13 protein-coding genes are annotated in these 15,244 nt (G+C 63.4%); 7 read left to right on the top strand and 6 right to left on the bottom strand.

Annotation, left to right across the window (positions count from 1 at the left end):
* Positions 1-31: 31 nt before the first annotated feature.
* Positions 32-601: a DUF3280 domain-containing protein gene (locus tag L6639_RS27420; protein WP_237864746.1), complete on the top strand. Its 570-nt coding sequence runs from the start codon at positions 32-34 to the stop codon at positions 599-601.
* Positions 602-774: 173 nt separating this feature from the next.
* Here the strand turns inward: L6639_RS27420 and fghA are convergent, their stop codons facing one another.
* Complete coding sequence (fghA, locus tag L6639_RS27415; protein WP_237864745.1) at positions 775-1,620, bottom strand: S-formylglutathione hydrolase; 846 nt, start codon at positions 1,618-1,620, stop codon at positions 775-777.
* A gap of 71 nt (positions 1,621-1,691) precedes the next feature.
* Positions 1,692-2,312 (bottom strand): response regulator, encoded by a 621-nt coding sequence (locus L6639_RS27410; protein ID WP_237864744.1) that lies wholly within the window; start codon positions 2,310-2,312, stop codon positions 1,692-1,694.
* Between the two features lie 194 nt (positions 2,313-2,506).
* Here L6639_RS27410 and L6639_RS27405 point away from each other — a divergent pair, with 194 nt between their 5' ends.
* From L6639_RS27405 to L6639_RS27390, 4 genes are all read left to right on the top strand, one after another.
* Complete coding sequence (locus L6639_RS27405) at positions 2,507-3,865, top strand: histidine kinase (protein WP_237864743.1); 1,359 nt, start codon at positions 2,507-2,509, stop codon at positions 3,863-3,865.
* A gap of 178 nt (positions 3,866-4,043) precedes the next feature.
* Complete coding sequence (locus L6639_RS27400) at positions 4,044-6,512, top strand: TonB-dependent receptor (RefSeq protein WP_237864742.1); 2,469 nt, start codon at positions 4,044-4,046, stop codon at positions 6,510-6,512.
* Between the two features lie 314 nt (positions 6,513-6,826).
* Positions 6,827-7,111, top strand: coding sequence for a hypothetical protein (locus L6639_RS27395; protein ID WP_237864741.1), 285 nt, complete (start codon positions 6,827-6,829; stop codon positions 7,109-7,111).
* Between the two features lie 252 nt (positions 7,112-7,363).
* Positions 7,364-7,624 carry a hypothetical protein gene (locus L6639_RS27390; protein WP_237864740.1) on the top strand — a complete coding sequence of 87 codons (261 nt, stop codon included), beginning with the start codon at positions 7,364-7,366 and terminating at the stop codon, positions 7,622-7,624.
* Positions 7,625-7,696: 72 nt separating this feature from the next.
* Here the strand turns inward: L6639_RS27390 and L6639_RS27385 are convergent, their stop codons facing one another.
* Genes L6639_RS27385 through L6639_RS27375 form a run of 3 tightly spaced genes read right to left on the bottom strand, consistent with a single transcriptional unit; the run spans position 7,697 to position 11,209 of the window.
* The gene (locus tag L6639_RS27385) at positions 7,697-8,710 is read right to left on the bottom strand and encodes an ABC transporter permease (protein ID WP_237864739.1); all 1,014 of its coding nucleotides are present in this window, start codon (positions 8,708-8,710) and stop codon (positions 7,697-7,699) included.
* A gap of 12 nt (positions 8,711-8,722) precedes the next feature.
* Complete coding sequence (locus L6639_RS27380) at positions 8,723-10,225, bottom strand: sugar ABC transporter ATP-binding protein (RefSeq protein ID WP_237864738.1); 1,503 nt, start codon at positions 10,223-10,225, stop codon at positions 8,723-8,725.
* A gap of 30 nt (positions 10,226-10,255) precedes the next feature.
* Entirely contained in the window at positions 10,256-11,209 is a 954-nt protein-coding gene (locus tag L6639_RS27375) for a sugar-binding protein (RefSeq protein WP_237864737.1), read from the bottom strand.
* 390 nt (positions 11,210-11,599) lie between these two features.
* Here L6639_RS27375 and L6639_RS27370 point away from each other — a divergent pair, with 390 nt between their 5' ends.
* On the top strand, positions 11,600-12,007 hold the full coding sequence (locus tag L6639_RS27370) for a hypothetical protein (RefSeq protein ID WP_237864736.1): 408 nt from the start codon (positions 11,600-11,602) through the stop codon (positions 12,005-12,007).
* A 137-nt stretch (positions 12,008-12,144) separates the two neighbouring features.
* Positions 12,145-13,608: a GH1 family beta-glucosidase gene (locus L6639_RS27365; RefSeq protein ID WP_237864735.1), complete on the top strand. Its 1,464-nt coding sequence runs from the start codon at positions 12,145-12,147 to the stop codon at positions 13,606-13,608.
* A gap of 12 nt (positions 13,609-13,620) precedes the next feature.
* Here the strand turns inward: L6639_RS27365 and pdxR are convergent, their stop codons facing one another.
* Complete coding sequence (pdxR, locus tag L6639_RS27360; RefSeq protein WP_237864734.1) at positions 13,621-15,024, bottom strand: MocR-like pyridoxine biosynthesis transcription factor PdxR; 1,404 nt, start codon at positions 15,022-15,024, stop codon at positions 13,621-13,623.
* Positions 15,025-15,244 lie beyond the last annotated feature (220 nt).

Below are 15,244 nucleotides of genomic sequence, written 5' to 3'. Positions count from 1 at the left end.
CCGCCGGTGGAGAATTGTTTCTGCTGGAAGCATGACCGATTTGGCAAGGCTTGCAACCCCGCATTTCGTCCTCACGCGCGCAAGCGCTGGAATCACGATCGTGCGAGCGCTGCTGTGTTTCGCGGCATTGCTGTTGACGGGATCGGCCGCACTGGCCGACCCGCCGAAGCTTGCCGTGTTCGATTTCGAGCTGATCGACACCAGCCTGCCCGGCGAGTTCTATGGCTCGAAGCCGGAAGAGGCGCGCCTCGATCGTATCAGTGAGCAGCTCCGCAAGGAACTGGCCGATTCAGGCAAGTTCCAGGTGCTCGATATCGCGCCGGTCAGGGATGCGGCCCGTCACAGCAATCTGCAGGCCTGCGGCGGTTGCGACCTCAAGCTTGCCGGACAGTTGGGTGCGGACGTCGAGATCACAGGCATGGTGCAGAAGGTCTCGAACCTGATCATCAATCTCAACATCTATCTGCGCGACGTGAAGACCGGCAACATGATCACTGCGGCGAGCGCCGACATGCGCGGCAATACCGATGAATCCTGGACGCGCACGATGAGCTATCTGATCCGCAACCGCCTGCTGGCGCCGAACTACGGCAGGCCGTGAGGTGGATATTCGCTCAGCGAGTCTGGAATCGTAGGGTGGGCAAAGGCGCACTTGCGTCGTGCCCACCTTCAATCAATGATTCGAGAGAAATCATGGGCACGCTTCGCTTTGCCCACCCTACGATACTGCGGTTGTGGAGGTATACCCCTCCTCACAAGGGGAGAAGAAAGATCTCACCCCTTCAATCTCTCCGCATGCCAGTGCAGATGATCGCTCATGAAGGTCGAGATGAAATAATAGCTGTGGTCATAGCCCGGCTGGCGCCGCAGCGTCAGCGGGATGTTGGCCTTGGTGCAGGCCGCCTCCAGCAGCTCGGGCCTGAGTTGTTCTTTCAGGAAATTATCGGCCTCGCCGACATCGACCAGGAAGCCGGAATATTTCGCGCCGTCCTCGATCAGCGCCACAGTGTCATGGCTGCGCCAGGTATCCTTGTTCGGTCCGAGATATCCGGTGAGCGCCTTGATACCCCACGGCACCTGGGATGGTGCCACGATCGGGGCGAATGCGCTGGCGGCGCGGTAGCGGTGCGGGTTGCGCAGCGCTACCGTCAGCGCGCCGTGGCCGCCCATGGAATGGCCCATGATCGATTGTCGCTTGGCATCGACGGGAAAATTTCCCGCCACGACCTTCGGCAACTCGTCGGTCACATAGCTCCACATCCGGTAATTCCGCGCGAACGGCTCTTGCGTGGCGTCGACATAGAAGCCGGCTCCCAGGCCGAAATCATAGGTGTTGTTGGCGTCGCCAGGCACGTCGGGCCCGCGCGGCGAGGTGTCGGGAGCGACGAAGATCAGCCCGAGCTCGGCGCAGGCTTTGCGGAATTCGCCTTTCTCGGTGACGTTGGCGTGGGTGCAGGTGAGGCCGGAGAGATACCAGACCACGGGCAGCTTGGCGCCTTCGGCATGCGCGGGAACATAGACCGAGAACACCATGTCGGTTCCGGTCGTCTGGCTCGCATGGCGGTACACGCCCTGCACGCCGCCATAGGATCTGTTGGTCGAGGCAGTCTGGATCGTCATGCCTGATAGCTCCGTGGCATCTCACCACATTGAGAATGCAATGCTTGTGTGACCGAAATTTGTGGCGCTCTTTAAGCCACGCCGCTGTCGATCGCCAGCCGCACCAGCTCGACCGAAGTCTTCACCCCCAGCTTCTGGCGCATGATCGAGGAGGTGTTGGCGACGGTCTTGTAGGACGATTGCACCAGCCAGGCGATCTCGGAGAGGCTTTTTCCCGCGCTGAGCAGCCGCAAGATCTCCATCTCGCGTGCGTTCAGCTTCGAGAGCGGGCTCTGCGCCAGCGTGGGTCCTGCGAAGGCGATGCTGCGGGCAATCGCGCTCGGCAGATAGGTGCCGCCGCCACCGACGCTGCGGATCGCCTCGACGAGATCATCGGGGTCGCCGGTCTTGGAGACATAGCCCTTGGCGCCGCATTCGATCGCGCGCGCGGCGAAAGCCGGGTCGTCGTTCATGCTGAACATGATGATGCGCGCTTCAGGCGCGCGCTCGAGGATGCGGCGCGCCAGCTCGAAACCGGAGACCGTCGGCAGGTTGATGTCGATGACGCAGAGGTCGGGGCGCTCGACGATGAAGATGCTCTCCCCGTCTTCGGCGTCAGCAGCCTCCAGGATCTCGATCTCGCCCTCGTCGGCCAGCACGGCGCGGCAGCCGGAGGCGACAATGGGATGATCGTCGACGATCAGAATGCGCATAGGCGTTCCCCGTGACAGCGCCGGACTCTTTGGTTTCGCGATTTCGCGCCGCATGATGCCGAACGAGGAAAAATGTCCGGTCATGCAACCCGGCCGGGATTGCTGTACGCTTCCGATTAGATATCGGGCGCTTCGCCCCTGTCAACGCTATCGGACAGGCGCGGGCGACCCATGGCGGGGCACGGGCGAAAGCAATGTGGCAAAATCTTTCCTTGCGCGGGCGCATCAACCTTCTGCTGGCGCTGCTGCTGGCACTTGGGCTCGCGGTCAACATCGCCCGCCAGGTCGCGGAGGCGGGGCCGCGCGTGCAGGCCGAGGACCAGAGCGTGATCCGGCTGGCGCGTGAATTCATCGAGATGATCGTTGCCGATCTCAACGAGGCGCCGGATCCCGACGCCAGGCTGAACCAGATCGCGCATGATCTGAACCGTCTGCGTCATGTCAGCATCGCGCTCCGCGATGCCGGTGGTAACCCGCTGACCCCACCGCGGCCCGATGCGGATGACGATACGCCGGGGCCGCCGGCCTGGTTCGTCAGCCTGGTTCATCCCGAACAGACCGCCGTCAGTGTGCCGGTCTCCGTTCATGGCAGGGCAGGCTCGCTGGTGATCACCTCGCATCCCAATGACGAGATTGCCGAGATCTGGGACGCGATCGTTACCCAGCTCGAGGTCGGCTCGGTGATCGCGCTGGTGCTGTTCCTGGTGATGATGACGGTTGTCGGCCGGGCGCTTGCGCCGCTCCAGTCCCTGGCGCAGACCATGGGGGAGATCGAGGACGGCGACTACGATGCGCGCGTTGCGCCCGGTGGCGCGCCCGAGCTTGCGGCGATCTGCACCAGGCTCAATCATCTTGCGGCGACGCTGGGCGAGGCGGTCGAGGACAAGCGTCGCCTTGCCGAGCGCGCGGTGTCGCTCCAGGACGTCGAGCGCAAGGAGATCGCGCGCGAGCTGCATGACGAGTTCGGGCCCTATCTGTTCTCGCTGCGCGCGCATGCCAGTGCGCTGGCGAAGCTCGCCGATGGACGGGCGCCGAGTGCGGACGCCGTGAGAAAACACGGCGGCGCGCTGCTGGAGCAGATCAACGCGCTGCAGCAGTTCACGCGCCGCGTGCTGGAGCGGTTGCGGCCGGTCGGACTTGCCGAGCTAGGTCTCGGCAAGGCGTTGGAATCGCTATCGCGGTTGTGGCGGGAATCGCATCCCGACGTCACCATCGAGACCACGATCTCGCCCGCACTCGGCGTCACGGGTGAGACTGCCGACCTCACCATCTATCGCGTCGTACAGGAGGCTCTCACCAACGCGTTCCGCCACGCCGGCGCGACCGCAATCAATGTCGTGATCGAGCCGGCGGAGCAGCCGGGCCGCGATGGCCGCTTCTGTGCGCGTGTGCGGGTCAGTGACAACGGGCGCGGCATGGAGCCTGGCCAGAAGCTCGGCTTCGGCCTCGTCGGCATGCGCGAGCGCATTCTGGCGCTCGGTGGCACCCTCAACGTCGCCACGGGCGAAAGCGGTGTGACCGTAGAGGCGCTGGTTCCAACCGCGGCGGCCTGATCGCGCCCGCTTCAAGCAGGAGATTTCCCGATCGGGAAAAATTCCCGATTTGGTCGGGAAAACGGGTGCGGATATTGCCCGACCTTTTGTGGCTAGTGCGTGAGCTGCCGCCGAATACACTCGTCTCGACCAAACGGCGAACATGAAAACAGCCGGTGGTGCCTGATGGGGCGAGGGAATGGGCAAGCTGGGACACGTGCGAAATCTGCTGATGGCCTCGGTCTCGACCGGGCTGCTGTCCAGCCTGGTTTTCGTGGCCGACGGGCGCGCCGCGCAAGACGAAGAGACCAACGTCCAGAATTTGCCCGCGGTCGAGGTGGTGGCGCCGCAGCCGATCGCGCGTCGCGCGCCGTCGCGCCCCGTCGCGCAGACGGCTGCGAACGCCGGGAAGCCGAAGAGTAGTGGCAGGATCTACGTCTATCCGACGGCGCCCGGCACCGGCAGAGGTCTCGAGGTCGACAAGGTTCCGTCGGCGATCAACGCCGTCGACGCCAACCAGATCAAGCGCACCGGCTCGCTCAACGTCACGGATGCTCTGCGCGACAACATCGCCGGCGTCAGCATCAGCGAGGTCACCGGCAACCCGTTCCAGCCCAATGTCGAGTTTCGCGGCTTTATCGCCTCGCCCGTGACGGGCACGCCGCAGGGACTGGCCGTGTACCAGAACGGCGTGCGCATCAACGAAGCGTTCTCGGACGCCGTCAACTGGGACCTGATCCCGACCGCAGCGATCAGGTCGGCGACGCTGGTGACCAATAATCCCGCCTTTGGCCTCAACGCGCTCGGTGGCGCGATCAATCTGCAGATGAAGGATGGCTTCACCTATCAAGGCACGGAGCTTGATGTCATGGGCGGCTCGTTCGGCCGCATCCAGGGCTCGGCACAATGGGGCAAGCAGGTCGACCAGAACTACGGCGTCTACGCCGCGCTCGAAGGCCTGCACGACGACGGTTTCCGCAACTTCTCCCAATCGGATGTGCGGCGCTTCTACAGTGACGTCGGCTACAAGGCGGGGGACAGCGAATTCCACCTCAACGTCGGGGCTGCCAAGAACGATTTCGGCGCCAGCGCCACCGTGCCGGCTGAGCTCCTGAACAATTATTGGGGCGCGACCTACACGACACCGCAGACCAGTTCCAACCGCGTCGGCTATCTCAACCTGACTGCCAAGGCCGACGCGACGCCGACCTGGACGCTCGAAGGCACCGCTCACGTGCGCCGGTACGAGCACAAGGTCGTCGACGGCAATCCGACCGAGGTCGGCGAGTGTGCGGCGGACGCGACACTGCTGTGCTTCGGCGACGGTGCGACTCCTGCGAACGGCACGAACGGCGTCCAGCTCGGCAATCCTTTTGCGCCGGGCACGATCCTCGGCGAGATCGATCGGAGCTCGATCAGGTCGACCAGCTTTGGCGTCTCCGGGCAGGCCACCAACACCGATCAGTTGTTCGGGCACGAGAACCGCTTCGTGATCGGCACGAGCTACGATGCCAGCACCACGCGCTACGATGCCATGGCGGAGATCGGCTCGATCGCAGAGAACTACGTCGTGACTGGCAGCGGCGTCTTTCTCGGGCCATCAGGCACGGTCGCGACCGGGCTTGCCGGTCCCGTCTCGCTGCGGACGGTCAATCAATATAACGGCCTCTATGCGACCGATACGTTCAACGTGACGGATGCCTTCGCAATCACAGGCGGAGGCCGCTTCAATGTGGCGCGCATCTCGCTGGAGGATCAACTCGGTACCGCGCTCAACGGCGACTATACCTACACACGGTTCAATCCGGTGATCGGCGGCACCTACAAGATCACGTCGGAGCTGACCGCCTATGCCGGCTATTCCGAGGCCAACCGTGTGCCGACGCCGCTCGAGCTCGGCTGCGCCGATCCGAACAATCCCTGTCTCATCGCGGCGTTTCTGGTCTCCGATCCGCCGTTGAAGCAGGTTGTGTCCAAGACCGTGGAAGCGGGGCTGCGCGGCACCAGGGAGCTGAACATAGGCACGCTCGGCTGGAAGCTCGGTGGCTTCCGCGCCACCAACCATGACGACATCCTGGCCGTCCCTGTTCCTGATAGAACCGGCTTTGGCTATTTCACCAATGTCGGCAGGACGCGGCGTCAGGGGCTGGAGGCCGAGGTCAACATCAAATCACAGGCGCTTCAGTTCCAGGCGAGCTACACCTTCATCGATGCCCGCTTCCTCGATCCATTGACGCTTGGCTCGAACAGCCCGTTCGCCGATGCTGATGGCCACATCCAGGTCTTGCCCGGCGACCAGATCCCCGCGATCCCGCGCCACCGCGTCAAGGTCGGCGTCGATTACGCTGTTACTGACGAGTGGAAAGTCGGCGGCAATGCGCTGTTCGTCTCCGGCCAATACCTGGTCGGCGACGAGTCCAACCAATCTTCGAAGCTGCCGTCCTACACGGTCTTCAACCTGCATACGTCCTACCAGGTCACCAAGAACGTCCAGCTCTACGGCAAGGTCGACAACGTCCTCGACAATCGCTACGCGACCTACGGACAGTTCTTCGACACCGGCGCGCTGCCGAACTTCACCAACGGCGGCAACCCCTTCACCGATCCGCGCTCGCTGAGCCCGGCAAGGCCAAGGGCTTTCTATGCGGGGGCGCGGGTGACGTTCTGAGGCAGAGTCTTCCGCCGCATCCATGGCCGTGGCCAACCAGGCGACCCGGACGGCTGCCCGGCGGCAGGTAGTCTCTCAGTAAGCGCACAATTCGCAATGTCTAAGATGGACGACGCCCCGCATCCCGACTGCGAACTGTACGTTGAAGATGAGGCATCAAAGACGCTCTTAGGTGAGATACTGTTTATTCGTTCACGAGATTTATCAACGCGCGTGCAGATATTTCAATTGGCGCAGCTTCCGTTGGGTATCAACTAGGTCATATGGTTGAGAACAAACGGTTCCCGCGAGCTACCGGCGCAACGGAGGGCAACATGAAGGGATTGCTAAGAGCAATTCTCTTCGGAGGCGGCTGGTCATTCGGCCTACTTGCAATCGGTTTGCTGGTCGGACTTCCGCAAGCCGCCTTCAAAGATCGCGAGGCAGTCGTTATTGGTGCCTGCTCGGCGATAGCATCGGCGCTGGTCTTTTGGACCGCAACGCGGCTGCCCGCGACCCCATCATGGCCCATTGCCATAGTCGGCTGGATCGTTGGCTTCTTTCTGCTTCCCGGCGCGGTCCGCGTTCTGGTTGAAATCGCCGACCGAATGTTCCGATGAATTTCAAACTGAGACACTACCCGGCGGCAGCCGCGGTCTCCGGCCCCGACATCCCGGTCCAAACCTTGATCGGCCGCAAGGCACGATGTTGCCAGCTGCCCGTAAGCTCTCCGGCGCTATAGTGCGACGTTACGCGAGCACGACGAGGCAGAGACAATGTGGATCAGAACATTCCTGCTGGGATTGAGCTTGACGGTTTCTGCGGCGCCTCCAGCCGACGCGCGATCGGGAGGCGTTGGTCATGACGATCCCTTGAATTCAGAGCACATCGGCGTCCTTCCGAGCGATATCCGGCAATATATTGCCGGGATATGCAAGGGCCCTGCGCGCGCCCAACACGATTTCGCGACCTATCTGCCGTCGGAGAAGCGATGGCGCATCAACCTCGAATATCTGCATTGCGAGGGATTGGGCGCGTTTCGTCGCGGCAACCAATGTCTGGACGTTGATTTCGTCGGCGACGGCTCGCACTTCCGCCTGGCGCGGAAAGGCTATGCGGAGTGTGGCTTCTGACGCCTTGCCGGCGCCGGTTCAGGTGAGCAAAACCGACGCCGCTGCGTAAGCGGCGCGCCGCTCACCTCACCTTCACCCTTCGAGGGGGGCGGCGGCGAGGCTTGCCTGCGTCCGGCCCTTGGCCGTGCTCACGCGTTGCCGGCGCTGGACGAGATATTGGTCGGCGAGCACGCCGATCAGGATCACTGCGCCCATCACAGCGAAATTCAGCGAGCTCGGGATTCCCAGCAGATTGACCAGGTTCTGCAGCACCTGCAGCAGCACGGTGCCGAGCACGACGCCGACGATCGAGCCTTCGCCGCCGCGCAACGAGCAGCCGCCGAGCACGGCCGCGGCGATGGCATAGAGCTCGTAGAACGAGCCGTGCACGGCCGGCGAGATCGAGCGGGTATACATCGCGAACAGGATCGCCGCGAACGCGGTCAGCCCGCCGCAGATGACATAGGCCGAAACCATCACGCGTTCGGAGCGGATGCCGGAATAGCGCGCGGCCTCCTCGTTCTTGCCGACGGCGTAGAGATAACGGCCGAACACCGAGCGGTGCAGCAGCACCCATGCAATGGCGGCGACGACAATCAGCGCCACAAGGCTGTGCGGGACCGGAAAGCCCAGCAAATTGGTTCGGCCCGCGGTCAGCCATTCCAGCGTCGGGAAGCTGGCGCCGAAGCCGAAGCCGGCCGTCGCGTCCTCGGTGTAATAGCGCGCCGCGCCGCGATAGATCAGAAGTCCGCACAGCGTCACCACGAACGGCTGGATATGCATCCGCGTCACCAGCGCGCCGTGCACGAGGCCGATCACGAGGCCGCTCGCGATGATCGCGGCAAAGGCGACCATCCAGTTGACGTCGTGATTGACGATGAGGTCGATGAAGAGAACGCCGAGCAGGGCGATCACCGATCCGACCGAGAGCTCGATCCCGCCGATGATGATCACGAAGGCTTCCGCGATCGAGAAGATGCCGAACATCCCGACCTGGTTCAGCGTGTTGGAGAGATTGCCGACGTAGAGGAAACGCGGATTGATGAAGGCCACGACCGCGCCGACGACGAGGATCAGGACCAGCAGGCTCAGATCTTTCTTGTTCAAGGCACCCTCATCTCAAACCGCGTGGCCGACGGCCAATTGAAGCACGTTGTGCTCGCTGAACTGGCTGCGATCAAGGAAACCCGAGATCGCCCCCTCGTGCATGACGGCGATCCGGTCGCTGACCCCGATCACCTCCTCCATGTCGCTCGAAATCATCAGGATCGCGACGCCGGCGTCGGTCAGCCGGCGCAGCATCTCATAGATTTCCTGCTTGGCGCCGACGTCGACGCCGCGCGTCGGCTCGTCGAAGATCAGCACCTTGGGCCGCATCGACAGCCATTTGGCCAGCACGACCTTCTGCTGATTGCCGCCGGACAGCGAGCCGACCGTGGTTGCAACGTCCGGCGCACGGATCTTGAGCTGCTCGCGCTGGACCCGGGCATTCTTCGTCTCCTGCGCCGTGTTGACCAGGAAGTAGCGCAGATAGGACGCCAGGTCCGGCAGCGAAATGTTCTCGGCGATCGACACGTCGAGCAGGAGCCCGCAGCCCTTGCGGTCCTCCGGGATAAGGTAGATGCCATGGTCGATCGCCGCGCGCGGGTTTGTCACGCGGATCGCTTCGCCGTTCAGCTTGATCGCGCCGCCCCGGAGCGCATCGACGCCAAAAACGACGCGCGCCAGCTCGGTCCGGCCGGAGCCGACGAGGCCGGCCAGCCCCAAAATCTCGCCGCGGCGAACCGACAGGCTCACTGCGCGCTCCGGATAGGTATCGGTGACCGCCTCGACGATGTCGAGCACGGGCTCGCCAGGTGGGGCGGCCGGCGGCACGTAGAGCGATTTGAGGTCGCGCCCGATCATCAACCGGATCATCGCCGCCGGCGACAGCTCGGCGCGGGTCAGCGCGCCGACCATGCGGCCGTCGCGCAAGACCACCGCGCGGTCGGCGCATTGCATCACCTCGTTGAGGCGATGGGTGATGAAGATGATGCTGACGCCGTGGGCCTTCAGGGCTGCGATGACCCGCATCAGCCGGTCGGTCTCGGAAAGGGTCAGGCTCGATGTCGGCTCGTCCATGATCACAAGGCGCGCATCGAGCGACAGCGCCTTCATGATCTCGACGAGCTGACGCTGGGCCAGCGACAGCTCGGCGAGCGGCGCGTCCGGCGCGAAATCGGCCCCCAAACGGTCCAGCAGCGGCTGCGTCTTGGCGTAGAGCGCCTTGCGGTCGATCAGCCGCAGCGGCCCGCCATGCACGGGCTCGCGGCCGATGAACACATTGCCGGCAACGTCGAGATTGTCGAAGAGGTTGAGCTCCTGATGGACGAAGGCGATGCCTGCGGTGATCGCCTCAGCCACCGTCAGCGCGTTCCGCTCGACACCGTCGACGCGGATGCGGCCGCCGCTCGGCTCAACCACGCCGCCGAGCACCTTCATCAAGGTCGACTTGCCGGCGCCGTTCTCCCCGATCAGCGCGATCACCTCGCCCGGCGACACGGCAAGGCCGACGTGGTCGAGTGCGACCACGCCGGGGTAGCTCTTGCTGATGTCGACGAGTTCGAGGAACGGCTCAGTCATTGAAGGCTGCGGGCAATGCCCGCACGTCTCCTACTTTTTGAGCATTGCCTTCATCGAGCCCATGAAGTCGTCGACGTTGCTCTTGTCGATGACCTTGCCGGGTACGATGATGATGCCGTTGGCGGGCACGCCGGACTTGTCGCCCTCAATGTACTTCGCCATCAGCTTCATGCCCTGATAACCCCACTCGAACGGCTGCTGCACGACGGTGCCGGCGATCGCACCTTCCTTGACGCCGCCCAGCGTGATCGGATCCTCGTCGAAGCCGATGATCTGGATCTTGCCGAGCTTGCCGGCTTCCTTGAGCACTTCATAGATGCGAGGCGTGTTGTAGGAGTAGAAGCCGACCAGGCAGCTCACGTCGGGCATGGCAGCGAGAATGTCCTCGACGTTGCGCTTGGCGCGGGTCTGATCGATCTCGTCGCCGCGAACGTCGACCAGCTCGACCTTCGAGCCCTTGATGGTCTCCTTGACGCCCTCGATGCGTTCGCGGGCGTTGTCGGCGCCGGGCAGGCCGACGAAGCCGACGCACTTGCCGCCGTTCGGCAGTGCCTTGAGCATCAGCTTGCCGGCGTCCTTGCCGAGGTCGACGTTCGACGAGCCGATATAGGCGATGCGCTTCGAGTTCGGCGCGTCGCTGTCGGTGGTGAACAGCAGCGTCTGCGAGGCGATCTTGTTGAGGTGCTCGACCTGGTTCTTCGGATCGACCGCGCTGACCATGATGCCGGCGGCACCGGCGGCGACGAGGTCGTCCATCATGCGCTGCTGGACGGCAGCGGCGGCCTGTTCTGGATATTTGAGCTGAAGATTGTAGTTGGGCAGTTCGCCCTGGGCCTTCTTCACGCCGGCTTCCGCGATCTTCCAGAAGTCGGACGCACCGTTGACGACGAAGGCCAGAACCTTCTTGTCGGCCGCATTGGCCGAGCCGAGGCCCAGAACCAGTGCGAACGCGACAGATACGCCTGCGATCAAGTGACGCTGCATGTCATCCTCCCCTTGTGCGGTCAGCCCTTGATGGAGGCCAACTCTGCTTCAGCCCGAATTGGGCACATGCCTCACCCTCCTCACGGGACGCAAAGGTCGGCCGCCAATCCGCATCTTTGCGGCAGGGGCGGGATCACCCGTCGGCCCATGAGGTGAAATGAGGCGCGTACCTCAACCGTAGCAAAAGCACGTCGAGCGTGCAACAGGAGGCGTCGTTCGCGCGAAATCGCGCCAAAACTCGCTCGCCCGGCGTTCATCATCCTGAACATGATTGAGGAAGTTGATGCCCTGAGGCGGACCACCGGATTGGTACGGGCCGGATCATTAACCGCGCTTTAGCCCTGATCATGTGGATGATTAGCCTAGCAAGATCAGGGGGAGACCGCTCCCATGCTGAAGGATGGCACCTACGCGGCGTGGTACAAGACGCCATTCGACCAGGGCACCGGCATCGTCCATGTCGCCGACGGCCAGATCTGGGGCCGCGACAGCCTGATGACATATCACGGTTCCTGCCGGGTCGATGGCGATCGTTTCACCGCGACCGTATCGACGAAGCGTCACACCGAAGGGCGTGACACGGTGTTCGGCGTCTATGATGAACTCACGCTGGACATCGAAGGCACGTGCCCCGGCAAGATCGCGACCTACACGGCGACCGCGGGGCAGGCGCAGGGCGTCGTCCTCGAGGGAACGCTCATTCTGACGGAACAGCCCGCGGCGGCGCCTGAACGGACCGGGGAGATCCCAGCCTTCAATCCCGCGAAACTGCCAAAGCTGCCCAAACGCTCGCGCTGAGCGCAGCATGGCTTGCCGCGACATCTCGCGCCCTGGGTCAGCGCGATGCCGTATCCTCAAATTCCGGTGCCGGCGCTTCTCAAACGGACCGCACCCCGTCATTGTGCCGCCGTACCATCAATCTCGAGGCAGCATCAATGTCGGACAAGGTCTCGCGTCGCCAGTTCGCGAAAGTCGCGGGACTATCCGCAGCCGGAATCGCAAGTGCCCTTGAGATCGCCGACGCCAAGCCGGCTGCGGTACCGCGCAGCGCCGGCGGCTTCCCGGCAGGCTTTCTCTGGGGCACCGCGACCTCGTCCTATCAAGTCGAGGGCGCGGTCGAGGAGGACGGGCGAGGGGCCTCGATCTGGGACAAGTTCGTGCGCATCCCCGGAAAGATCGAGGACGGCACCAATGGCGACCGCGCCGCTGAGCATTATCACCGCTACAAGGATGACATCGCACTCATCAAGGAGCTCGGCTGCAAGGCCTATCGGTTCTCGGTGGCCTGGCCGCGGGTGTTTCCTGACGGCGATGGCAAGCCGAACCCGAAGGGGCTCGACTTCTACGATCGCCTGATCGACGAGCTCCTGAAGAACGGCATCGACCCGTGGCTGACGCTTTATCACTGGGACCTGCCGCAATCATTGCAGGACCGCTTCGGCGGCTGGCGGTCGACCGAGACCTGCAAGATCTTTGGCGACTACGCGGCCTATGTCGCCGAGCACCTCACCGATCGCGTCAAGAACGTGTTTACGCTGAACGAGAGTGGCCGCTTCGTTTATTTTGGCTATGGCATCGGCATCGACGCGCCCGGCCTGACGCTGCCGCAGGTCGACGTGAACCAGGTCAGGCATAACAGCGCGCTCGCGCATGGGCTCGCGGTGCAGGCGGTGCGCGCCCATGGCCGCCGCGGCACGCGCGTCGGACCTGCCGAGAACATCGATGCCTGCATTCCCGCGATCGACACGCCCGAGAACGTCCGCGCCGCCGAGATCGCGCTGCGCGAGCTGAACGCCGGCTATCTCAACGTCATCATGACCGGCCGCTATACCGACGCGTTTCTGAAATATGCAGGCCGCGACGCGCCGAAATACACCGACGCGGAATTGAAGGTCATCTCCTCGCCGGTCGACTTCCTCGGCCTCAACATCTACGCGCCGCAGCACTACATTGTCGCGTCCGACCAGGGCGCGGGCTTCATGCCGCTGCCGATCCCGAAAACCTTTCCGCACATGAACTCGGACTGGCTGCGCGTCGGACCCGAGACGATCTATTGGGTGCCGAAGCTCGCCGCAAAGATCTGGAAGACCGATGCGATCTATATCAGCGAGAACGGCACATCCGGTGAGGATCAGGTGATGCAAGACGGCAAGATCTACGACACCGACCGCATCATGTATCTGCGCAACTATCTTGCCCAGCTCCAGCGCGCCACCGCGGAAGGCGTGCCGGTGCGCGGTTATTTCCTCTGGAGCCTGCTCGACAATTTCGAATGGGTGTTCGGCCTCAACAAGCGTTTCGGACTCTACCACGTCAATTTCGACACCCAGGTGCGGACACCAAAACTCAGCGCGAGCTTCTACCGCAACGTCATCGCGAAGAACGCGGCGGGGGCTTAGCTCGTCCGACTGCTATCGCGCCAATTCCAACAGCCGACGACAGTCCGCCGGCAGCCGCCGTTCGTTGAGGTTTGTCACACAGAGCAATAGTCCCTGCTGCCGGGGCGGTTGCATGTACCACGCCGATATCGGACGCGGCGCGAGCCCGCACTCCAGCGCACGTGAAGCGATGTCCACGTCTGACGCGGACTTGGGAAGCAAGATCACTACTGCAAGACCGGCAGTCGCCTGCACCTTTATCGAGTCTGGCGCCATTTCTCCCAGGCAACGAAGCAGAGCCTCTCTTCGAGCGGCGTAAAGCCGCTTCATGCGGCGCAGATGGCGAAGATAATGACCGTCCCGCAGGAATTCCGCCACGGCACGCTGCATGCCTGCGGCCGGCGCCGGCGCCAGGGAAGCAGCAAGCTCAGCGAACCGGCGACTCAGTTCCGGCGGCACGACCATGAAACCCAGGCGCAGCGCCGGGCTGATCGTTTTGCTGAAACTGCCTATGTGCAGCACCCGACCTCCATGATCGAGAGATGCAAGAGCCGGAGCCGCCCGTCCCTTCAGCTGCAGTTCGCTCAGGTAATCGTCCTCGATGATCCAGGCGTCGTTGCGCCGAGCCCACTCGATCAGTGCAAACCGCCGCGGCTGAGACATCGTCATGCCGAGCGGCGCCTGCTGGCCTGGCGTCACAACTGCCAATTTCGCTCCAGCGGCGGTCTGGACACCGGCTGCAACGTCCAGTCCTTCCGCATCGACCGGGATAGCTGTCACGGCCATGCCAGCTAGGCCGAGTGCGGTGCGAGTGAGCGGAAAACCTGGATCCTCGATCCAGGCTCCCATCCTTCCAAGCTGGAGTCCTCGGATCGCCAGACCGAGTGCACCGGAGAATCCACCCGTTATCAGCACCTGAGAGGGATTGCACTGAAGGCCGCGGGCCAGCCCCAAGTAAGCCGCGACCTCCTTTCGCAGCTCCGGATCGCCACGCGGATCCGGATACGTCACCGGCGCCGCTGCAACCCGCCGGGTCTCACGAGTCAGGATGCGTGACCACAGCTTGAACGGGAAAGCGTCTTGAGCGGGCACGCCCATCTGAAATGCCAGCGGCGCGTTTCCGAATTCGTAGAAGAGGTCCGGCAGAAGCGGGGATTCCGGCGACCAATCAGGTACTGAGGATCGGGACTGCCGCTCGGCCACACGCGTTCCTGCCGGCCCGAGACCAATCACGAATTGCTCCGCGACGAGACGCTCGTAAGCCACACGCACGGTGCCGCGGGAGACGCCGAGTTGAGCGGCCAGATCCTGCCAAGAGGGCAACCGCGCCCCCGGGGCGAGCCGTCCGTTTTCAATGCCGTCTCGGATCGCCGAATAAATCTGGGTAGCCAGCGGAGTCCTTCTGGCACGATCGAGTTGGATCGGGAGGACAGCCATCGCGCGATGGTACAGCCAAAATCGGCAATCTTGGGACTGTTTCTCTGATCAGGCGCAATGCATCTATCCGCCATCACTCGCGACCGGAGCCATCCCGATCCATCAGGCTTGGTGGGAACCCCGGTCAAGCAGACAGCGCAGATTGTAGACACCGACAGGAGTTCCACAATGGATGACATTTTGTCGATAGCCGGAGCGTCCACGCGCCCGAGCCCAGAGA

The organism is Bradyrhizobium zhengyangense (assembly GCF_022012555.1).
GTDB lineage: Bacteria > Pseudomonadota > Alphaproteobacteria > Rhizobiales > Xanthobacteraceae > Bradyrhizobium > Bradyrhizobium zhengyangense.
Note: the sequence above shows the minus strand (reverse complement) of the source record. Positions and strands in the feature narration are given on the sequence as shown.